Origin of the sequence: Synechococcus sp. PCC 7335 (genome assembly GCF_000155595.1) — a bacterium.
Lineage (GTDB): Bacteria > Cyanobacteriota > Cyanobacteriia > Phormidesmidales > Phormidesmidaceae > Phormidesmis.
The window spans coordinates 2,783,328-2,803,724 of sequence record NZ_DS989904.1 but is presented as its reverse complement, the minus strand read 5'-3'; the positions used below and the strand labels follow the sequence as shown (position 1 = coordinate 2,803,724).

Sequence of the window (20,397 nt, the reverse complement as noted above, 5' to 3'; positions counted from 1 at the left end):
GCAGAATCATTATGAAACAACTGCAGAACTACATTGCCGGCACATGGCAGAAGTCCAAGACAAATGACTATCTAGATGTCACCAACCCTGCCACCAGTGACGTACTCTCGGAAGTGCCCCTGTCGCTAGCCACCGATCTCGATAGCGCAGTTACTGCCGCCGCTGAAGCGTTTACGTCCTGGCGACAGGTTCCTGCGACTGAACGGATTCAATATCTCTTTAAACTTAAAGTGCTCTTGGAAGAGCACCGAGACGATCTGGCCAAAGTTATTACCGCCGAATGTGGCAAAACTCTAAAAGAGTCTCAAGGAGAACTGCAACGGGCTATTGAAAATGTAGAAGTGGCCTGCGGGATTCCTACTCTGATGCAGGGGGTTAATTCAGAAGACATTGCCCGTGGCATTGATGAAAGTATGATTCGTCAGCCGTTGGGGGTGGTGGGAATTATTTCGCCATTTAACTTTCCAGCGATGATTCCCTTTTGGTTTTTTCCTTACGCGATCGCCTGTGGCAATACCTGCATCATCAAGCCGTCGGAAAAAGTGCCCCAAACAATGCAGCGGATTACTCAGCTAATCCACCAAACAGGGCTACCGTCTGGAGTGGTGAACCTAGTACATGGCAGTAAAACAGTCGTAGACGCCATGTTGAATCATCCAACGGTGAAGGCTATCAGCTTTGTTGGCTCTAGTCCTGTAGCGCGCTACATCTACAGCCGAGCAGCGGAGACGGGTAAACGGGTGCAGTGTCAGGGCGGGGCAAAAAATCCAGTGGTGATCTTACCCGATGCGGATTTAGAAATGACCACGCGGATCGTAGCCGATAGTGCCTTTGGCTGTGCAGGGCAGCGTTGTTTAGCCGCTTCGCTGGCAATTACCGTGGGGTCGGTGAAAGCTGATTTTGTAGATGCGATCGCTCAGACAGCCAAAGAGCGTATTGTGGGCAATGGCTTGGACGCGGATGTGCAGATGGGTGCAGTGATCAACCAGGGAAGTTGCGATCGCATTAATACTCTGATTCAAACCGGTGTAGACGAAGGCGGAAAACTTTTGGTCGATGGCCGTAACCCTAAGATTCCCGGCTATGAGCAGGGCTGTTTTGTGCGGCCTACACTGCTGCAAGATGTTCCTATACATGGAAAAGTGGCCACTACTGAAATTTTTGGGCCCGTATTGGGGCTGCTCCATGCAGATACTCTCGAAGCAGCGATCGCGCTGGTAAACCAAAGCCGCTGGGGCAACATGGCTTGCCTTTTTACCCAGTCAGGAGCAGCCGCCCGCAAGTTTCGCTACGCCGCTGAGGCTGGCAATATTGGCATTAACATTGGGGTTGCTGCGCCTATGGCATTCTTTCCCTTTAGCGGTTGGAAAGAGAGCTTTTATGGAGATCTCCACGGCCAAAGCCACCACGCAGTCGAGTTCTTCACCCAAACAAAAGTCGTTGTTGAACGGTGGCCAAAAGAATGGTCACGACAGTTTTGAGGGCTTGAATCTAGGTGTGATCGCGTTAAAAGAACTTTAGATAGCGCTGAATCTCCCAATCCGAAATATGGCAGTGGTACTCCTCCCACTCCTGAGTTTTGAAGTCGATGTAGGTCTGATACATTAGAGAACCCATAACTTTCTCACTAAGTGGATCGTCAGCAAAGGCCGCAATAGCCTCTCCCAAAGTCTTCGGCAACGTCTCAATTCCCATTTTTCTCAACTGAGTGAGCGAGTATTCATACATATTCTCTGTATGTAGCTTACCTGGATCTAACCCTTCTCGAATGCCTTCTAGCCCAGCCGCTAGAATCATCGCCGCGCCTAAATAGAGATTAGTCGAGATATCTGCTGCTCGGCATTCTACTCGGCCACCCCCAAGCGGAATTCTCAGCATGTTGGTTCTATTGTTGTTGCCATAGCACACATACACAGGTGCCCAGGTAAAACCAGACATACTGCCTTTTCGCACCAGTCGCTTATAGCTATTGACCGTCGGGCACGTCACTGCCACAATCGCTTTGGCATGTCTCAAAACGCCGGCAATAAACTGATAGCCCAGCTTAGAAAGACCACACGGGTCATCTCCATCTTCGAACAGATTTTCTCCTGTTTCAATATTTGCCAACGACATATTGTAGTGAGCGCCGCTACCGGTCTGATCGGCAAAGGGCTTCGGCATGAAGCTGGCAAAATAGCCTTCTTCTCTAGCTAGTTCTTTCACCATGAAGCGGAAAAACGTCAGCCGGTCGGCCATTTTTAGCGCGTCGCAGTAAGTGAAATCTGTCTCAAATTGTCCTTGAGCATCTTCGTGATCAAAAGAATAAACATCCCAGCCTAGCTGGTTCATTGCGCTAACAATGCGATCTAAGACTTTGTAGTTGTCTAGTAAGGTGGGTAAGGCGTAGGCAGCTTTCGGTAAGGTATCGCGATCGCTCACCGGCGCAAACTCGCGGCCAAATCTCTTACCTTCAGTCTCCTTAAAAATAAAAAACTCTGTTTCAATTCCTAAGTCAAACCGATATCCCATCGCCTCAGCCTGCTTCAGCGTGTTCTTCAAAATGGTGCGACAGCAGGCTTCAAAGGGCTTACCCACTAGATGCAAGTCGCTCGCAAACCACACAACTTCTGAATTCCAAGGCAGCACCGTAGCACTTTGAGGATCAGGTAGCGTGCCCACTTCATCGTCGTTGATCTCTTGGGGTACGCCATCTAAAGCAGCACCCGTAAATAGCTCTGAGCCTTGCATCATTCGATCAAAGTGACCGATTGGCACCACTTTTCCTTTGCACATGCCATGAATATCGACAAAGCTAGCCATGGCATACTTCACACCCTGATCTTGAAGGGTTTCTTGCAATGCCTGAAGGTTAGCAGACAGGGGGTGAATGTCGGGATAGGCCATAAGCGCTAGGGGGATACACTTTAAACTGAAGTACAACTTACGAAGAATACGTTCTAGAAAGATATGACAATTCTGTTAGGTAATGACTTGCCTAGAATCGCACTGAGAAAATAAGCCAAGCCAGTTGTCAGCGACATGCCGAGCAAACTGAGCAGAAAGATCTCCATAAGCTTCTACCTGCGCTTTAATCTGCTCATCTAAATGCGGATAATTGGTCTCAATCCAATCGTTTTTCATCGACAGCCAGCTCATCACAATTTCAGCAGTCACCTCAAAGTGAAACTGAAATCCATAGATATTTTTGCCTATGCGGTATGCCTGGTGCCTGCAGACATCGTTAGTCATTAGCAGCGTTGCCTTAGGTGGTAGATCAAAGGTGTCAAAGTGCCACTGCATCAAAAACAGCTCGTTGGGAAGTTCTTTTAGCCAATCATCTAGGTGCTCGCTTTTGACCAGGCGCACAGAGCCAAAACCTAACTCCGGAGCTGTGTGGGTATACACCCGAGAACCAAAGGCACGAGCAATCAGCTGAGCCCCTAGACAGATGCCTACAATAGGCTTGTTTTCATGGTGGAACTTCTGAATCAGGTCGACGGCAGAGCGTAGATGAGGAAATTTATCATCTTCGTGAGCATTCATCGCCCCACCAAGTACAACTAATCCGTCATAACTACCTAGCGGCGGCATAGGCTCTTTCTCGGTTAGCCAAACTGAAAGCGTCGCACCCCGGTGAACCAAGCGTTCTCCAAATACGCCAATAGGATCTAACGGACTGCTTTGAATCACTAGAATATTCATTCGAAGATTATTCTTGGCAAGAACTAAAAGGCAAAAGGGTGATACCTACGAACGGAGAAAGTGGTCTCCAGGAATGGAACTTTAACGATATAAAAGGCTCACGTGAATAGTAGTCAATCTAATTTTTCAAAACTGTTCTTCAGACCACGAAGGAATCAACCAACATATGCGCTTCCAAAATATGCGCTCAAAAAACATCTAAAGAACATCTACAGTGAGTCGCTTTGAAAACATCGTGCTCGATGAAATGGTAAAAACTGATGAAGTGATAACAAAATTGCGTTTCGTATCAAATAGCACAAACCCCTCGCTAGTTCGACTGTTTTACTGAAGAGGATAAGTGGGAAAAAGATCGTAAAAACAGTACTTCAGCAACGATTTTCTGTACCTAACAGAATTCAAGGTAGTAGAGGCACCATGGTCGGAACGCTAGTTCAAACGCAAAGCTTACAGACGCAAAACCTAGAAGAGAAGGCTAAAGCTCTCGGCTTGAAGTTTTTTTTAGTCTCTTACACTGACCTGTTAGGTGGAACTAGAGCAAAGCTGGTTCCCGCTGCGAAAATCGCTTCTGTCGAAAAAGACGGCGCTTTCTTTAGTGCATTTGCCTCTAATTTAGGTCTAGGTCCAGAGGCAGCTGAAATTGCGGCTATTCCAGATCCGACTTCTTTGATCCAACTGCCGTGGGAGCCTACTGTCGGCTGGGTAGCTAGCAATGTCTTTTTCGAGGGCGAACCGTTCCCGGCTGCTCCGCGAATGATCTTAGGTAGAGCTATCGATCGCTGCGAGTCTATGGGCTATACCTACAAAGCAGGCGTAGAAGCAGAATTCTTTCTATTGAAGAAAACTGAAACGGGCTACGCTGTGGCAGATGAGAGAGATACTGCAGAGCGCCCTTGCTACGATCAGCTTAATCTGATGCGACAGTTTGACTTGATCTCAACTGTTGTTGGATATATGGAAGATCTAGGCTGGGAGCCTTATCAGTGTGATCATGAGGATGCTAACGGTCAGTTTGAGCTGAACTGGAGCTACAGTGAGGCAATGACAGCCTGCGATCGCCACGTATTCTTCAAATACATGGTCAAAACGCTAGCTGAAAAGCGGGGTCTGACGGCCACATTCATGCCTAAGCCTTTTAGCGGCACTACTGGCAGCGGTGGCCATGTTCACAACAGCCTGTGGCAAGGTGAGACCAACAGCTTTGCCCAAGATGCTGACGAAGGAGGACTATCCCCTGTTGGCTATCACTTTCTCGGCGGTGTACTGGCTCACGCAAAAGCGCTGACAGCTTTGTTTGCCCCGACGATTAATTCCTATCGCCGCCTTGGCGCTAGCACCACCACTTCCGGCAGCACCTGGACGCCTCGCTACATCTCCTATGGTGGCAACAACCGTTCACACCTGCTGCGAATACCGGAGGCAGGCCGGTTTGAATGTCGACTGATTGATGGCGCTGCCAACATGTACCTTGCCCTAGCTGGGCTTTTAGCAGCAGGGTTAGAAGGCATTGAAAACCAGACGTCACCAGGTGAGCGAATCGATGAAAATCTTTTTGCGAGGGGCGCAGAATTTCCCGACTTAGAAACGTTGCCGACCAATCTTGCCGAGGCGCTCACCACACTACAGCAAGATGCGCTTCTGATGGAGACCCTAGGTGAACTAGGGGCTAAAACATTCTTTGAGTTTAAGTGGAAAGAATGGCGTGAATTTTGCACCCGGATCACCGATTGGGAGATAGACCAGTACATCAATATTTAGCCAGCTTTTTTCGCTAATTATCTTTTGAAGGGCATGTCTGCTAACCTGACTACGTACCATTTTCCTACCAAGATCCGATTCGGTCCCGGCGCACGCCATGAACTCTCTGATACCCTGCAAGCACTAAACATTCAACGTCCGCTGATCGTAACCGACACCGATATTGCTCAGCTGCCCTGGTTCACACAGATAGAAGACTTTCTATCAGACTTTGGAGCGGACACGTTTAGCGGCGTCCAAGGAAATCCGGTGGTCTCTCAAGTCAGCGCCGGGCTTGCAGCTTATCTAGCTCATGATGCCGATGGTATTGTGGCGGTCGGCGGGGGAGCACCGATGGATGTAGCTAAGGCGATCACCCTAATGGCTCATCATCCCGGACATCTTTTCGACTACGAGGACGGCGCTAGCATTCGCCCAATCGACCAGCTCATTCCACCGATTGTTGCGATTCCTACCACCGCCGGTACGGGCAGTGAGGTAGGCCGTAGCGCTGTTATCTCAGATGATAAAACCCACGCCAAAAAGATTATCTTTGACCCACAGCTTTTACCCAAAGTAGTGCTCGCTGACCCCGAACTATTGCTAGGACTGCCCGCTAAGATAACCGCTGCTACCGGAATGGACGCGCTGACTCATCTAATAGAAGCCTTTCTTGCCAAAGGCGAAAACCCGCTGTGCGACGGGATTGCCCTAGAAGGACTGCATCTCGTTTCACAGCATCTAGAAGACAGTGTGTTGTTCGCCCAAAAGTTAGCAGCAGGAGAGTCTGTTGACAGGGCTGCTCATCTAGAGGCCAGAGCAGGAATGCTGAACGCTTCTATGATGGGGGCGATCGCTTTTCAAAAAGGCCTAGGGGTGACTCACTCTTGTGCCCATGCGCTTTCCACGCTATGTGACACTCATCACGGTTTAGCCAACGGCGTGATGCTGCCCGCGGCAATGCGATTTAACATCAGCGCCGCCCCCGAAAAGTTTCTACGGATGGCACGCGTCGTCAATCCATCGGCTTCTAGCGGCAAGTCGCTGATTGACTGGATTGTCGAGTTGTCTCAAACAATTGGAATGCCGCCATCGCTACAGTCATTAGGTATATCGGACGACAAGGTAGATCAGCTGGTGGGAATTGCGATCGCCGATGGTTGCCATCCATTCAATCCAAAGCCTGTTACCAAAGAAGACTTTCACGCGATTTATCGAGATGCTTTGGTAGCCTAGAAAAAGTCTAGAAGAACCCAGATCCTATGGTTGATTTTATTTCTGTTATCAATCCTGCGACTGAAGAATTAATCAAAGAGATTCCGATAGACGATAGTGCAGCGGTTGCTGAAAAAGCAAAGCGTGCTCGCATCGCTCAGCCTGGATGGGCCGCGCGATCGCTTAGCGAAAGAATTGAAGCGATAAAAAGGATGAAAGAGCTGCTGATCCAACAGACAGATAGCCTAGCCTCAATCATGACCGCTGAAACAGGCAAACCTATTTCTCAATCTCGCGGTGAAATTTCAGCCACACCGCAGCGAATTGATTTTTTTATTGAACAGGTTGCCCAGGAGGTCGCTTCCCAGCGGGTTTATCACGAACCTTGGAACGCATTACCTGGAACCGGGCAGCTAGAAGAGGTGATTGCCTACGATCCGCTCGGCGTAGTCGCGAATATTTCTGCTTGGAACTATCCCTATTTTGTTGGGACTAACGTGTTCATACCCGCCCTGCTGACAGGCAATACCGTACTATACAAGCCTTCCGAAATTGCAACGATGACAGGGCTAGCGATCACGGACCTTCTCCATAAAGCAGGCGTACCCGAAGATGTCTTTATTCCAATCATCGGCGAAGGCAGCACTGGCGCTACGTTGCTAGAGCAGCCTATTGACGGCGTCTTTTTCACAGGCTCTTATGCAACGGGTAAAAAGATTGCGATCACTGCAGCTCCCAAGCTAATAAAAGTTCAGTTAGAGCTAGGGGGCAAAGATCCCGCCTACGTCTGCGATGATGTCGATGCTGCTACGGCAGCTTCTAGCCTAGCCGATGGCGCCTTTTACAACAACGGTCAAAGCTGTTGCGCCATAGAAAGAATCTATGTTCATACCGATGTATACGAACCTTTCCTAGCAGCTTTCTTACAAACAGTTGAAGCTTTCAAACTCGGCAAGCCGACGGATCGAGATACCTACTTAGGACCACTCAGCCGCAAACCTCAGATTGCTATTTTGACTCAGCAAATAGCTGATGCGGTGGAAAAGGGCGCAAAGATGCACACCCCTGGACAGTCGGGCCCGCAGTCAGATCCTCACTCGGACATACAATCAGGCGAACAGACAGGATTTTACTTTGCGCCGATAGTACTCACCGAGGTGACCCATGAAATGTCCGTGATGAAAGAAGAGTCCTTTGGACCTGTTATTGGCATTCAGCGAGTGCAGAGTGATGATGAGGCGATCGCGCTGATGAATGACACAGACTATGGACTCACAGCCGCGGTGTATACGGCAAAGCGTGAGCGGGCAGTTAGATTACTTGAAGAAGTGAACACCGGAAGCGCATACTGGAACTGTTGTGATCGAGTAAGTCCTCGACTGCCATGGACAGGGCGAAAACACTCAGGCATTGGCTCGACGCTTTCTAGAGAAGGTATTCGTGTCTTTTTACAACCTCGTAGCTGGCATCTTAAGTCTCTCTAATGCTCTTCCAACTACCTGTGGCTGGTCTAAATATAGACTAGACTACTCACTTGTTCATTTAGCTTCTGTTCTATAAACCGTTCGATTGTCGTGCTTAGTGACTAGCCAATAGCTCATCAACGGCCCGCTTAATGAACAGCTCGTCTTCAGAGTTTTGATAAGGATTGCCCGCTCGGTGTCCCCAGATGGAAGGAATCGGTCGGTACTCACTATCGGAGATTAAGCTCGCTTCAGCCTCACAGTCTTCTGGAGTGAAGTAAAGATCTGTTGTAGCGGGCATAACCAGAGTTTTAGCTGTAATTGCCCTCATTGCCTGTTCATAATCTCCTTCATACGCTGGGTTATCGCTGACGTCGCAGCGTAGCCAAGTCTCAATCATCGCTAGCAAATTATGTGGATCTCGTTTGCGATAGCCTGCTTCCCAACTTCGCAGCAAATAGTCTTCTAAAGAATCGTACCCCCATTCTAAATAAGGCGCTGCTCTGTAATAAGCCTGCGAAGCTGCCCAGCTCGCGTAGATCTGCGTAAACGTGCGAAAGCCACGTTCTGGCACACCCTCAAACCGCTCACCGTTCCAGACCGGATCACCTCTTAGCGCCGCCTGCAAGCTGTATAGAAAAATGCGATTGTGATCGGTTGTTCTAGCTGTGCCGCACACTGCCACAATTCGCGCTACTCGCTCAGGATAAAGGGCTCCCCAGTAGTATGCTTGTTGGGCTCCCATCGACCAGCCATACACCAGCGCCAACCGCTCTATATCCAAACTATCTAGTAGCGATCGCTGAGCTCGAACATTATCATAGTGGGTAAAATAGAAGTCAATTGACTTAGCCGCTTCGCAGTTACTCGGTGAGGTAGAAAGCCCATTGCCAAACATATTGGGCATGATCACAAACCACTTTGTTGGATCCAAGATACCGCCGGGGCGCACCAGCCAGTCAACATCAGTATGCTGCGCGCCGTAGGACGTAGGATAGAGCACAGCATTGCTGTGAGCAGAATTCAAGACGCCGTAGGTCTGATAAACTAGCCTCGCGTTCGGGAGATTAAGGCCACACTGAAGCTCAAAATCTTCGAGGACAAAACTCGGCGTAGAATCCGTAGGAGATACCATATTAACCCAAGCCTTGAACAATCTCTCGATTCACTTGAACATAGCCCGGATCAACCGTTTCAAACTTGTCTTTGAGAACAGCATGGGCCTCTGGCAGCGCATGAAAAGGAATAGAGGGATAAAGGTGGTGTTCAGCGTGATAAGGCATGTTCCACATCAAAAAAGTCAGCGGCCATAAAGTCAGCGTCGTACGCGTATTCGCCAGTGGATTGTCATCGTAGGTGCAGCCCGTATGCTCTGCTAGTAGAACAAATCTTAGAAAGGGTTGACCAAAGGCTAGTGGCAAAAGCCAATAGGTGAAAATAAACCAAGGGTGTCCCAGCACGGATGAAAGTAGGAAGATCACACCGTAGGTCGCTAACTGCAATCGCGTAGAGCGAGTTACCAAGTCGTAGGCACTCTCAGGCAAGTAAAAACAGCCATCAAACTGTCCTAATGCCACTTTGATATGACCGATAATCTTTCCCTTCCACCAAGGAATGCCACTCAACACCCACAGATACTCGAGCAAAGTCTTAGGTTCTAAGTCAGTCAGCTCTGGGTCTTTCCCAGGAATGCGCGTGTAGCGGTGATGCCACTTGTGATAGCGCCGATAGAAGGTGCTGTTATAGAACGATAGTAAGCCTGCTAGCCAGGCGATCGCATCATTCACTCGGGGGGTTGCAAACGCCGTGCGGTGTACACATTCATGCACCGAGCAAAACATAAAAGCTAAGCTGACACCATAGAGGATCAGAGCAGGTACCTGCCACCAACCAGCCGCCTGTGCCCAGACCCAACCTGTCACCGCAACTGTCGCCAGATGGGTTCCAAACCTCAAGGCTCCAGCTAAATTCGAGCGCTGATTTAGGGACTCCAGCACAGACTTAGTCAACAGCTGACGAGGATTCAATCCGCTATCTGGACTAACCGAAGCCAGACCATCATCCAGCATCATGTCATTTGCTATCACGTTATTTGCCCTTGTAGATTGCTTGATAAAACGACAACTTGTTATAACAAGTTCAGCCGCAGAAGTCAATACAAACTACAAAAGGATAGATAGAAACTATAGATAGCCAGTCTGTGTCTAAAGCAGACACTGTAACTCGATGCCCTACGATTGAAGTGCAGCGCCTTTGTCGATTTCGACTTGGATTGACTTCAATTCCCTTTAGCCTATGTCCGTTCCTCTGCACATCAGTATTTCAGAAAAGCTTCGCCACGAAATAGAGGCAGGGAAGTATGCTCCAGGCAAAAAGCTGCCTAGCGAACACCAGCTCATGGATATCTTTGAGGTAAGTCGAATTACCGTTCGTCAGGCGATCGCGAACCTAGTCAATCAGGGACTAGCCGAATCACAACAGGGCAAAGGCGTTTTTGTCATACCTCAAAAAAAGGTAGTCTATTCCCTTTCTAGCCCGCTGGTACTGCTAGAACAAGACCTAGCCAACAAGGGCATTGAGCTAACGTTTAAAAATCTAACTTTTAAGAAAGTGCGTCCGCCTAGAAACGTACAGTCCATACTCAATCTCACAGAGAGATCAGTCTATCTGCAAGAGAAACTGCTATACATGGACGGTGCCGTAGGTGCCATCGATATTAGTTATATTGTACCAACCCTCGGCAAGCGGTTTGAGACAGAGCTAAAGCATCAAATGACATTCCCGACCTTAGAGCGTCAGGCTATCTCGATTGAAAGTATTGAAGCCACTATCGAATGCACCCGCGCTAACTACGAAACCAGCGACTACTTAGAAGTTTCTCTAGGTCATCCTCTAATTGTCTATCGATATACTGCCTTCACCCTAGAGGAAACGCCTATCCTGCATGGCGAAACAATCTCCCGAGCAGATCGCTTTTCGTACGCTTTGACCATTCATAAGAATAAAAGCACAGGAAAAACAGAGAGCGACAATTGCAAATAACCCCCCTCAACCTACAGGCGGGGGGGATTAGCAGCTCACACAGACAACTTTGTGTACGCTAGATAGCTACGTTTGACCCACAGTCTGTCGCTGTGACTTTGGTTCGTAGAATGTAGTTTCAATCGGTTGTGTGTAGGCCTGTGGCTTTGCCACTAACTCTCTAGGTTTTCCATACGAACGCTCTAGGTTGTTCTTACGATATCCAAACAACATGTCACCCTCAGATTTATCTTGCTTAGAAGATTGATAGAACGTATCTTTCTGGGGCTGGTAGGTCGTTTGATATAGCGTCTTTTCGAGACCATTGATAGTTGTCAGATCAGGTCGAGAGCTTCCTCGAACGGGCTGGTAAAAAGCGTCCTCGCTAGGCTGCGACACGCCAAAAGCAGGTATGAGCTTAGCAAGATCTGGCATACCGTAGCCCAAACCTGAAGCAGATTGAGGCTGCACCAGAGTGGGAGATTGATAAGCGAGGACAGGATTCTCATTCGCTGTAACCCGATTCTGTTGCCAATTGTTCAGCAAGCTACTGATGTCAAAGCCTACTGCCCGTTGAAAGTGCCACAAGCCACCTTGTAAGAAGAAAAAGGCCAGATAAAAATGAGCATTTGCTAGCCACACGCGAGAAGTATACCCATCGCTCAGCGTAGGCTGAGCCCCAACGTAACGTGGTAACAGAGACGAGTGCAGTTCTAAAGTCGGCCCGTAAAATTTCTCTGGATAGGACAAGGAATCAAAGCCACAGTAATATGAGGCGGCAAAGCCCGCGATCGCAATCCCAAATAGCGAATAGGATAGGATACCGTCTCCTGAAAAGAAGAAGAAGCGCTTAACCCACCCAAAGGGAGGAACCAAAATATGCCAAGCGCCACCTGCAATCAACAGAATGCTGACATAGATATGTCCACCCACTAAATCCTCTAACGATCTAACATCGAACAGATGTGTTCTATAGTCCCAAATAGTAGCCGGATCAAGCGTTGGATTGGTGACTACTCGCACCGAATCTGAGTAGGCGTCGTAAAGCCCGCCGAAATACTGCGCTTTGACAACAAGCAATAAAGCACCTAGTCCTAGGAAGATCAGGTGATGGCCCAAGATAAAGCCTAACTTGCTGGCGTCTTGCCACTCAAAGTGAAATTTCGCGGCATTTTTAGGTGCGATCGCCAAGCTAGCAGGTAGCTGAGTATAGTGAAAATAAGCGCCTCCTGCTAACACGATAGCAGCCACAATGTGAATAGCACCAATCGAAGACCAAACACCAGTATTAACAATCTCTCCACCTGCACCTAGGCCCCAGCCCTCGGTTGCCAGATGTGGCAGCAAGATTAGCCCCTGGGTATAGAGCGGTGCGGCTGGAGAATAAACAGCCAGCTCAAACAGGGTAAAGGCTCCAGCCCACAGCATGATCAGCGCAGCCTGAGCCGTGTGGGCAACAATAAACGTGTTAGATAGATCGATAAATCGAGCGTTCCCAGCCCACCAGGGATATCGTTCCTGGGTTTCATTAGAAGCATACATGGCAATAGGTTAACCGCAATAGAGATGTTCAACAGGGGTCTACCCCTACGGATAGACCCACAGATTAGAAGAGCGCTCGAAGAAAATCAGATCAACGAGATTAGCCCAAACAGAACAGATCAAACAGATCGTCTATCTCAAACCAGCAATGATGTGGTCGAGGTATTTCCCCACCTCTTGCCCAGCTTCGGTCCCTACTCGTTCAGAAACAACGTCTTTCATCGCTTCTATCGCTTGAATGGTAGGCTCTACAGGAACACCTAGCGACGAATAAGTATCCTTGAGCCCGTTGAGAATTCGCTCATCAATAATAGAAGCATCGTCGGCTAGCATTGCATACGTGGCATAGCGTAAGAAATAAGTCAGATCTTGTAGGCAGGCAGCATACCGCCGAGTGGGATACATGTTGCCACCAGGAAGAGTGATATCTCCGTACAGCAGACTCCTCTCTACAGTCTTACTAATGATACTAGCTGCGCTATCTCCTATCTGACCTGCCGCTTTCACACGTGTAGCACCACTTTGAAGATATTGTTTGAGGCTATCGAGGTCACCGCCTTCTAGATACTGACCTTTTTCGTCGGCAGGGTTAATCAGGGATGTAATCGTGTCTTGCATAATTGTTTCTAGGTTTTTTGTGTCTTTATTAAAGTGAGCTTTAGCTCAAAAGAGCTGTGCTTAGTGCTGACTTGGAGTCATAGCCTGCAGCTAGCAAAAGGCTGAAGTTGAAGCTAGCGGGTCTAGAATGCGCGGATTAGCTGATCGAAGTAGGGGCCAGCCAGCGACGCTTCTTCAGAACTCAAGACGCCCATAGCAGACTGCTTTATGCAACGCATTGCTGTTTTTAGGTTGGTCAAAGGGACATTTAGAGAAACATACATATCGCGCATTCCATCCAAACCAATATCTTCTAAAGGCTTAGAGTTGCCCGCCAGAATACAGTAGCTCACCAGCCGGATATACCATCCTTGATCTCGCTGACACAGAGCCGTTTTCTGCTTGTCACCGCTATTACTAGGGGTATTCGGGCACTGGTTCCAGAACTGTTTGCTGCCTTCATCGACAATCTTCTGTTGGTTCGCGGCCAGCTTTTGTGCCGCGCTGATTCGCGCACTGCTGTTATTAAAAAAGTCTTGGAGCTGAGTCAGCTCAGTACTACCCAAAAAACGATCAGAACGATCCGATTGGGCGATCGCTTTAGCGACTATACTCATTGACTAAACCTCTCTATAAATTTGTTTTTTTCTTTCAGAGAAAGCTCAAGCTCGTCCTAACTACAACAAGATAAGCTCCGAAACCAGATGAATCTCAATAAGACTAAAGGCACTCTAGCTAGAACACCTAGATAGCGATAACTGAAGTCTTGCAAAGCTACAGCTATCTGCATTTCCTATCTATTAAAACGACTTCGAGCACTAGCTTTAGCCATCCTTCCAAGGCGTTTAAAGGTCATCTGTTTCAAAAGCTTTCAACAGTTCGAGGAAATCTTGAATTGTTCAAGAGCCCAAGATTCTCAGCGAATCATGAACTTATAATCTTTCAATTTGAGACATATCTATCGCGCAGGAACGAACTGTCTTCTCATACCCTCAACCCAAAGAGTTGTTAGGCATTTCTACTTGCTTCCCTGACCTTCAGGATAAAGTAGCTCGAACTTATGCGGCCAATCTATTAAAAGACCGGATACATAAGTTTAAAGTTGTTTATCTTCCATTGAAAAATTTTGAAAGATTCAATTCTATGCATAGATATGACAGAAGTACATGTTGCTGCAGATCCTCTCTCGAATAAAGCTTAAGTAAAGCTTTAAATTGTTTTGTTCTCAAGGAGAAAAACGGGGCTGCGCATAGAACAAGATCATGAAACAAAGATATTTTTGATTCTGAGCTAATAGCTCAGGAGAGACTAGATAAGCGCATTTTTTGACCAGAGAGCAGTTACTCCAAAGATTGGGCTTCCTTTCGTTTCATTACCCATTTCGTTGCTTAGCTACCGTTTTATTTAGGCCTTTTACTGCCGCTTCCTGCTTTGGCTCAGGAAAAATTTATCCAAATCGACACAACCACAACAAACTCTAGGAGGTCGTGGTTTCAACGTCGCACTAGCTACGCCACCGCAATCGGACAGCTACAGAACAGAATGTTGAACTACGTTAAAAAGCAGCACGAAATGGCATGCTAGCGATCAGCCCACATCCCCCACATCTTTTCTAAATATCTGAATAGATATCTAGCTGAATATCTACAGAAACAGAACTAGTTTAGCGCTTTTCTGTCTCGTACTATTAAAAATAGTTCCCTATAGTTAAACTTGTAGGCGAATTCGTTGGCCTCGACTGCTTCTTTCGTACAATAGTCGTTAACCTAATTAGCCTACAGCCTCGAACTTCATAGCTATCCTTCGAAATACGCCTTCATTGCCGTGTTTAAAATTAGCGATAAATACAGCTAGTCGACAGCAGTATAGACATTTATCAAGGTCGCAGATACTACAACCTTTTCCATTTCCGCGTAGCTTAAGTCTTAATTAGGATGATCGAATACACAATCTATTGACAATTAGTCTTAATAAGCTGTACCTATGTATTAGACCTAACATCCGAGCAGAATTTGAAATGAGTAAACGATTAAAGGCAGTAGAGCTATTTATGGCAGTTGGATTGGCAGCTAGTATGACTGCCTGTGGCAATGCCTCTACATCTGATGCCGAGATTAGCGAAGTTCCAGATAGCACTGCTGAGGTTGAAGGTGGTGAGGGTGGCGAAGGCGGAGAAGGCGGCCGATTATACTGCTGGAGAACAGGCCAATGCTGATTTTGAGGATCAGCTCAGTAGTGCTGAACTGCTAAGCGCTCTTCAAGAGGGTGGACACGTTATCTACTTCCGTCATGCTCAAACCGAAAAAGACTATGCTGACCAAGCTGATCCCAATATGAGCTTGGATGACTGCGAAACTCAGCGTAAGCTCAATGATATAGGCGAGCAGCAAGCTGAAGTGATCGGTACTGCCTTTACAGAAAAAGAAATTCCCGTAGGTGAAGTCATTACTAGTGAATATTGTCGAGCATGGAAAACTGCAGACATTGCCTTTGGCAGGTACACCAAAGATCCACAGCTGAACTTCTTACCTTTTGAGGACTATACGGATGAGCAGGTAGAAGAAATGAGGGCTAACGTCATGCCTTTGCTAACGGCAGTTCCGGCAGAGGGTCAGAACACGGTGATTGTTGGTCACGACGACATCTTCGAAGCCGCCACGGGCATCTATCCTGCACCGCAAGGAATCGCCTATGTGCTGACACCTGACGGTAACGGCGAGTTCTTGCTTCAGGCGAATATGCTCCCTGAAGAGTGGACACAGCTTTAGAACTTGGCTGTGTGAGGAGTGTGCTAATAAGAAGAGTGCGCTAATAACTTGCTGTGGACACCCCGTACAGCTCCATATCTAAAATCAGATTAGGGAACTGACTAGGGAACTAAGGGTTTGAGAACCATAGTCATTAGGCCATTTGCTATTAGGACATCTGCCATATTGATTGAAAAGACTACTGGTAAACATCGGCTTAGAACAGACTGTTCTGACAAGTATCTGAGCAGGTTATGGTGCTCCGTATCTAATTAACGATCAAGCGGTTACTCAAACGTAAACTGTTGTACTTTTTATGAGTATTCATACAGCTACCTCAAGGGTAAAGACGGTAGCATGATTACATAGCGATAGCCGGAGGTCTCTGATCCTTTAACAGCCACCTGGCCACCGTGCATTTCAGCCAGATGCCGACTCATCAATAAGCCTAACTCTTGCCGGAAGGTATCTATCTTCTTCGCAGCACTTAGCGCTTCCAAGGCCTCCCCGCCATGGATATTTGAGTTCGTCTGTACAAACGGATCTAAGGTAATATCTGTATTAGGAGTTCCTAGGCTAGAAGGTTCTGTACTAGAAGATTCTGCACCCTCCACGATATTTTTAGATGCTCTTTGCCTATGGTTCCAAGCGATTACCGCTTGAGGCAAATCTTCCCCTAGCCATGGATTGGAAACCCATAAAGCAATGCTGATGCCACTATCTCGGCGAGAAATATGCAATCGAATTGTACTACCTGCTGTAGACAGCTTAATCACGCTAAAGACCAGATGATAAATCAGCTGCTTAACCACTAGCTTATCCAGGTTCCAAATCCGAGAGCCAGGTTCTATCGTTAGTTTGACCTTTAGATCCTGTTGTCTGGCAATCTCTTCTAGAGATGCGATCGCCTGATGTCCAATCATCTCAATATCAGCTGCCATTGTAGAAAGCTGATAGTCTTCTTGCAACTGACCAATCATAACAATCTCATTCACCATCGATAGCAGCTGTTGAGAACTACTGAGTACAATCTTGGTGTATTCCTGTTGCTTCTCACTTAGCGGACCATAGATCTCTCGACTGAGCATGCTAGCCATTCCGGTCACAGAGGTCAGCGGATTGCGTAAGTCTTGAGTGAGTTGAACAATTAGATCAAGGCGGACTTTATTGATCCGCTCGAGTAAGGCTCCCTTAGACACTGTGCTAGTCGAGTCCGACTGTAGATTAGTCTGGAAGGTAGTGGGTAAGCCTTGAGAACGACTCTTTAGCAGCCGTTGCTTTTCGAACTCACTCATGCTCCAACGAGCGCTAAGTTCTAGCAAGGCGATCTCTTGCTGAGTAAACTGATGAGGTAAGAGATCCATCACAGCTATCGTGCCAATACAGCAACCTTCTGTTGTAAATAATGGTACGCCTAGGTAAGACTGAATGCCATAGTGCTGTACGAGCAAACTACGAGAGAACGCGGGGTGAGTAGTGGTATCCGCAAGCGCAAAGGTTTTGCCACTATCAATGACATGGGTACAAAAGGACTCTTGTCTAGGCAAACTACGGGCTGAGGCAAGCTGATTCATCAGACCTAAACTAGAGAGCCCTACAACCGATTTGAAGCACTGTCTGTCTGTCTCCATGGTGCTAAGAATGCATATTGGCATCGCTAGTAGCCGAGAGATATTCTGTGTGGCTTCGTCAAAAATCGGAACGTTACTATTGCTTAATAGATTTAATCGAGAAAGCGTATTTGTTCGATGATGATCGCGCTGTTGGGGCGACATTCCTTCAAGTCGACAAGAAAGCCGTGACTGAAGCGTATCTTCTACTCCTAGGAGACTTTCATTGAAGCGATGACCTTCTAGAATGCGCTCCTCTACTCCCCCTCTCCAGTCATCGCTTTGATTAGAAGTCTTTCTATTGTCAGGAGTACCGTAAGTCATGCGCTGCGCACTAAAAGAATAGGTTGAGCTCATCATTCCCTAAGTAGTAGTACGATTCTACCCGTAACTTTACAGAGGCTTTGGCCTGTATGGGTTTAGCCATGATTTGTAGATGCGCACTGAGTTGAGATGCGCACTGAGTTACTGCGATCGCTCTTTAGTAGCCACTTGTATTAGTCTCATCAGAGAAACATACCGGCTTGAAACATACAGTAAAGTAAACTGATGTGTGGCTCTGCTTCATAGGTAGCGCTACCTGGTATCACATCCGTTTCTCGCCCTTATCCGCGCTTACTCATGCAAACTGCGATCGCTGTTGGCACACTGCTTCAGAAGCACTACAAGGTTGTCAAGCTACTTGGTCAAGGCGGGTTTGGCCGTACCTACCTAGCCGAAGACGAAGGGCGATTCAACGAGCGCTGCGTCATCAAAGAATTCGTACCTATCAAAGAACAAGATCACTTTTCCGATAAAGCTACTCAGCTCTTTCAAAGAGAAGCCTCTGTGCTTTATCAAATTACTCATCCGCAAATCCCTCAGTTTAGAGCCACCTTTGAAGAACAGGAAAGGTTGTTTCTGGTGCAAGACTACGTGGAGGGTCTTACCTATCACGAGATCCTTAATCAGCGCAAACTACAGGATCAATCCTTTTCAGCAGCCGAAGTCAAACAGTTCATTCAACAGATGCTGCCGGTCCTAGCACACATTCATGATAAAGGCATCATTCATCGTGACATCAGCCCGGATAACATCATTCAGCGCGTATCCGATCGACTCCCAGTACTGATCGACTTTGGTGTGGTCAAGGAGGTCGTCACCCGCCTGCAGATGAGCCCTAGTGAAGCTACAGGCAACCTGAGTCAAGCAACCACCGTCGGCAAAGCAGGCTACGCACCTAGCGAACAAATCCAAACGGGAAGAGCCTATCCCTGCAGCGATCTTTATGCCCTAGCTGTCACTGCCATTGTGCTGTTGACTGGCAGAGAACCTCAATCTCTCTTCGACGATATCAACCTTGTCTGGAACTGGCAATCTCTAGTCACTGTCACCCCTGGCTTCGCTGAGGTTCTTAACAAAGCACTACAGTATCGACCTAGCGATCGCTATCAGTCTGTCAGCCAGATGGCTCAAGCGCTTCAATCTATTGACACGCTCTCTTCGCCTCCAACGCCCCATCCTCCTAGCCCACCCCCGCTTTCTCAAATCAAAACTGTCGCCGTTGGTCGCCCCCTCCCCGCTACCGACACCGAGACCACTACCGCCAATCAGTCCCAGCCCAGACAAATTACTCCGCGGCCCTTGACTAACCAATCTGATCACCGCTTGCAAATGCCCTTTGAGCGAGAGCGGCCACCCTCATTTTTTGAGAATCCCGTTGCCGTTGGCACTCTCGCAGCAGGATTAGTCACAGCTGCTGGGTTTGGGGGCTGGGCGACAGTTAGATATCTCAATTCACCGACTACGCCCGAGCCCACTATCCCCTCAATTCCGCTTGAAAGTGAAGTGCCCCCTACACCTACGGCAGAACCTCAGCCAGCAGAACCTCAGCCAGCAGAGTACAATCAGCCACTTAGCCTAACGCCTGATGTAACCGAAACCATCGAGGGCGATCTTCTAGGAGGAGACAGGCTAAACTATCTGCTGTTTGCAGAACCTGGACAGCAGCTAACTGTCGCGGTTGCGCCAGAAGGGGTTTTACTTAGCGTTTTGGGACCAGATAATCGGCCTGTAGATCGTGATGCTAGGCGAGTCGCCCAGTGGCAAGGCACCCTTAGCGAATCTGGCGAATACAAAATTCAAATTAGCCCCGTTCAAGGGGTTCCTGACAGTGATTTCCAGCTAAGTGCCACACTCAGTGACCTTCCAGTATCCCCACCCGAAACAGAGATACCTGAAACAGAGCTGCCTACTGAGCCACCCACAGATCCGCCAGTAGAGCCCACGGCCCCCCCTACCGATGGCACCGATCCATTACCTACCGAACGTCCCACCGAACCGCCACCTACAGAACCTAATATTCAAAGGCAAAGAGTAACCTTTCCCAGTGGCTCCCAAAGGCTGCAATTGGAAGACAGCGTAGGCGCTGATCAGTTAAAACGTTATGTCGTCAGTGCTAATCAGGGGCAAATTCTTACGGTCAATACGCTTTCATCTAGCGGACCCGTGTCTTTCGAGCTGTTAATGCCAGATGGCACTGTTCTACCGGATGCTTCTAACTTAGAGAGATGGCAAGGATTCTTACCTGAAGATGGTAACTACAGCGTTGATGTAACCGCGGCTGAGCCCTCTGAATTCACGCTGGAAATCCAGCTAAGTGCTGAGATTCCGTCAGGCTAGTAAGCGCACTAGGCTAATAGAGGTAGTCACCAACAACTCATCTAAGATCATACAGCTAGGATATAGGCTTGCCTAGGGCTAGACACTCTAAGAAAAGAAAATTGCGATAGCACAAGAGGA

At 47.9% G+C, this 20,397-nt stretch carries 15 protein-coding genes and 1 pseudogene; 8 read left to right on the top strand and 8 right to left on the bottom strand.

The genetic code is table 11. The features are described 5' to 3' along the window. The first annotated feature begins 11 nt into the window (after window positions 1-11). Window positions 12-1,481, top strand: coding sequence for a CoA-acylating methylmalonate-semialdehyde dehydrogenase (locus S7335_RS12240; RefSeq protein ID WP_006455391.1), 1,470 nt, complete (start codon window positions 12-14; stop codon window positions 1,479-1,481). A 25-nt stretch (window positions 1,482-1,506) separates the two neighbouring features. Here S7335_RS12240 and glnT (S7335_RS12235) read toward each other — a convergent pair whose 3' ends face one another. Together glnT (S7335_RS12235) and S7335_RS12230 are read right to left on the bottom strand one after the other, a co-directional pair. Next, window positions 1,507-2,886, bottom strand: coding sequence for a type III glutamate--ammonia ligase (gene glnT / locus S7335_RS12235; RefSeq protein WP_006454218.1), 1,380 nt, complete (start codon window positions 2,884-2,886; stop codon window positions 1,507-1,509). Window positions 2,887-2,961: 75 nt separating this feature from the next. Next, complete coding sequence (locus S7335_RS12230) at window positions 2,962-3,684, bottom strand: type 1 glutamine amidotransferase (protein ID WP_006457560.1); 723 nt, start codon at window positions 3,682-3,684, stop codon at window positions 2,962-2,964. A gap of 417 nt (window positions 3,685-4,101) precedes the next feature. Here S7335_RS12230 and glnT (S7335_RS12225) point away from each other — a divergent pair, with 417 nt between their 5' ends. The 3 genes from glnT (S7335_RS12225) to S7335_RS12215 are packed head-to-tail and all read left to right on the top strand — an operon-like array spanning window position 4,102 to window position 8,120. Then, the gene (gene glnT / locus S7335_RS12225; RefSeq protein WP_006456904.1) at window positions 4,102-5,442 is read left to right on the top strand and encodes a type III glutamate--ammonia ligase; all 1,341 of its coding nucleotides are present in this window, start codon (window positions 4,102-4,104) and stop codon (window positions 5,440-5,442) included. A 33-nt stretch (window positions 5,443-5,475) separates the two neighbouring features. Next, complete coding sequence (locus S7335_RS12220; protein ID WP_006453565.1) at window positions 5,476-6,657, top strand: iron-containing alcohol dehydrogenase; 1,182 nt, start codon at window positions 5,476-5,478, stop codon at window positions 6,655-6,657. Window positions 6,658-6,683: 26 nt separating this feature from the next. Continuing rightward, entirely contained in the window at window positions 6,684-8,120 is a 1,437-nt protein-coding gene (locus S7335_RS12215) for an aldehyde dehydrogenase family protein (RefSeq protein ID WP_006456372.1), read from the top strand. A gap of 94 nt (window positions 8,121-8,214) precedes the next feature. Here the strand turns inward: S7335_RS12215 and S7335_RS12210 are convergent, their stop codons facing one another. Beyond that, the gene (locus S7335_RS12210) at window positions 8,215-9,234 is read right to left on the bottom strand and encodes an alpha/beta fold hydrolase (RefSeq protein ID WP_006453961.1); all 1,020 of its coding nucleotides are present in this window, start codon (window positions 9,232-9,234) and stop codon (window positions 8,215-8,217) included. A 1-nt stretch (window position 9,235) separates the two neighbouring features. Continuing rightward, entirely contained in the window at window positions 9,236-10,171 is a 936-nt protein-coding gene (locus S7335_RS12205) for a fatty acid desaturase family protein (RefSeq protein ID WP_006456398.1), read from the bottom strand. A 223-nt stretch (window positions 10,172-10,394) separates the two neighbouring features. On the opposite strand from S7335_RS12205, the gene S7335_RS12200 reads away from it, so the two are divergent. Continuing rightward, window positions 10,395-11,141: a GntR family transcriptional regulator gene (locus S7335_RS12200; RefSeq protein ID WP_050765847.1), complete on the top strand. Its 747-nt coding sequence runs from the start codon at window positions 10,395-10,397 to the stop codon at window positions 11,139-11,141. 534 nt (window positions 11,142-11,675) lie between these two features. On the opposite strand, the pseudogene S7335_RS12195 reads toward S7335_RS12200, so the two are convergent. From S7335_RS12195 to apcD, 3 genes and pseudogenes are all read right to left on the bottom strand, one after another. Then, window positions 11,676-12,662 (bottom strand): annotated as a pseudogene (locus S7335_RS12195) (chlorophyll a/b binding light-harvesting protein); the annotation flags it as partial. A 132-nt stretch (window positions 12,663-12,794) separates the two neighbouring features. Beyond that, entirely contained in the window at window positions 12,795-13,280 is a 486-nt protein-coding gene (locus tag S7335_RS12190) for an allophycocyanin subunit beta (protein ID WP_006453385.1), read from the bottom strand. A gap of 122 nt (window positions 13,281-13,402) precedes the next feature. Next, window positions 13,403-13,876 carry an allophycocyanin subunit alpha-B gene (gene apcD, locus S7335_RS12185; RefSeq protein ID WP_006454943.1) on the bottom strand — a complete coding sequence of 158 codons (474 nt, stop codon included), beginning with the start codon at window positions 13,874-13,876 and terminating at the stop codon, window positions 13,403-13,405. A gap of 1,400 nt (window positions 13,877-15,276) precedes the next feature. On the opposite strand from apcD, the gene S7335_RS28845 reads away from it, so the two are divergent. Beyond that, window positions 15,277-15,474 (top strand): hypothetical protein, encoded by a 198-nt coding sequence (locus tag S7335_RS28845; protein WP_227499990.1) that lies wholly within the window; start codon window positions 15,277-15,279, stop codon window positions 15,472-15,474. Continuing rightward, complete coding sequence (locus tag S7335_RS12180; protein ID WP_304412076.1) at window positions 15,410-16,027, top strand: histidine phosphatase family protein; 618 nt, start codon at window positions 15,410-15,412, stop codon at window positions 16,025-16,027. Before S7335_RS28845 ends, S7335_RS12180 begins: the two co-directional genes overlap by 65 nt. 311 nt (window positions 16,028-16,338) lie before the next feature. Here S7335_RS12180 and S7335_RS12175 read toward each other — a convergent pair whose 3' ends face one another. Beyond that, the gene (locus tag S7335_RS12175) at window positions 16,339-17,973 is read right to left on the bottom strand and encodes a GAF domain-containing sensor histidine kinase (protein ID WP_006455600.1); all 1,635 of its coding nucleotides are present in this window, start codon (window positions 17,971-17,973) and stop codon (window positions 16,339-16,341) included. A gap of 264 nt (window positions 17,974-18,237) precedes the next feature. Here S7335_RS12175 and S7335_RS12170 point away from each other — a divergent pair, with 264 nt between their 5' ends. Beyond that, window positions 18,238-20,277, top strand: a complete 2,040-nt coding sequence (locus S7335_RS12170; RefSeq protein WP_006454156.1) for a serine/threonine-protein kinase — start codon at window positions 18,238-18,240, stop codon at window positions 20,275-20,277. Window positions 20,278-20,397 lie beyond the last annotated feature (120 nt).

Coding starts and splice junctions, on each gene's coding strand:
- S7335_RS12240 (WP_006455391.1), top strand. CDS start 12: ATGAAACAACTGCAGAACTACATTGCCGGCACATGGCAGAAGTCCAAG.
- glnT (WP_006454218.1), bottom strand. CDS start 2,886: ATGGCCTATCCCGACATTCACCCCCTGTCTGCTAACCTTCAGGCATTG.
- S7335_RS12230 (WP_006457560.1), bottom strand. CDS start 3,684: ATGAATATTCTAGTGATTCAAAGCAGTCCGTTAGATCCTATTGGCGTA.
- glnT (WP_006456904.1), top strand. CDS start 4,102: ATGGTCGGAACGCTAGTTCAAACGCAAAGCTTACAGACGCAAAACCTA.
- S7335_RS12220 (WP_006453565.1), top strand. CDS start 5,476: ATGTCTGCTAACCTGACTACGTACCATTTTCCTACCAAGATCCGATTC.
- S7335_RS12215 (WP_006456372.1), top strand. CDS start 6,684: ATGGTTGATTTTATTTCTGTTATCAATCCTGCGACTGAAGAATTAATC.
- S7335_RS12210 (WP_006453961.1), bottom strand. CDS start 9,234: ATGGTATCTCCTACGGATTCTACGCCGAGTTTTGTCCTCGAAGATTTT.
- S7335_RS12205 (WP_006456398.1), bottom strand. CDS start 10,171: ATGATGCTGGATGATGGTCTGGCTTCGGTTAGTCCAGATAGCGGATTG.
- S7335_RS12200 (WP_050765847.1), top strand. CDS start 10,395: ATGTCCGTTCCTCTGCACATCAGTATTTCAGAAAAGCTTCGCCACGAA.
- S7335_RS12190 (WP_006453385.1), bottom strand. CDS start 13,280: ATGCAAGACACGATTACATCCCTGATTAACCCTGCCGACGAAAAAGGT.
- apcD (WP_006454943.1), bottom strand. CDS start 13,876: ATGAGTATAGTCGCTAAAGCGATCGCCCAATCGGATCGTTCTGATCGT.
- S7335_RS28845 (WP_227499990.1), top strand. CDS start 15,277: ATGAGTAAACGATTAAAGGCAGTAGAGCTATTTATGGCAGTTGGATTG.
- S7335_RS12175 (WP_006455600.1), bottom strand. CDS start 17,973: ATGAGCTCAACCTATTCTTTTAGTGCGCAGCGCATGACTTACGGTACT.
- S7335_RS12170 (WP_006454156.1), top strand. CDS start 18,238: ATGCAAACTGCGATCGCTGTTGGCACACTGCTTCAGAAGCACTACAAG.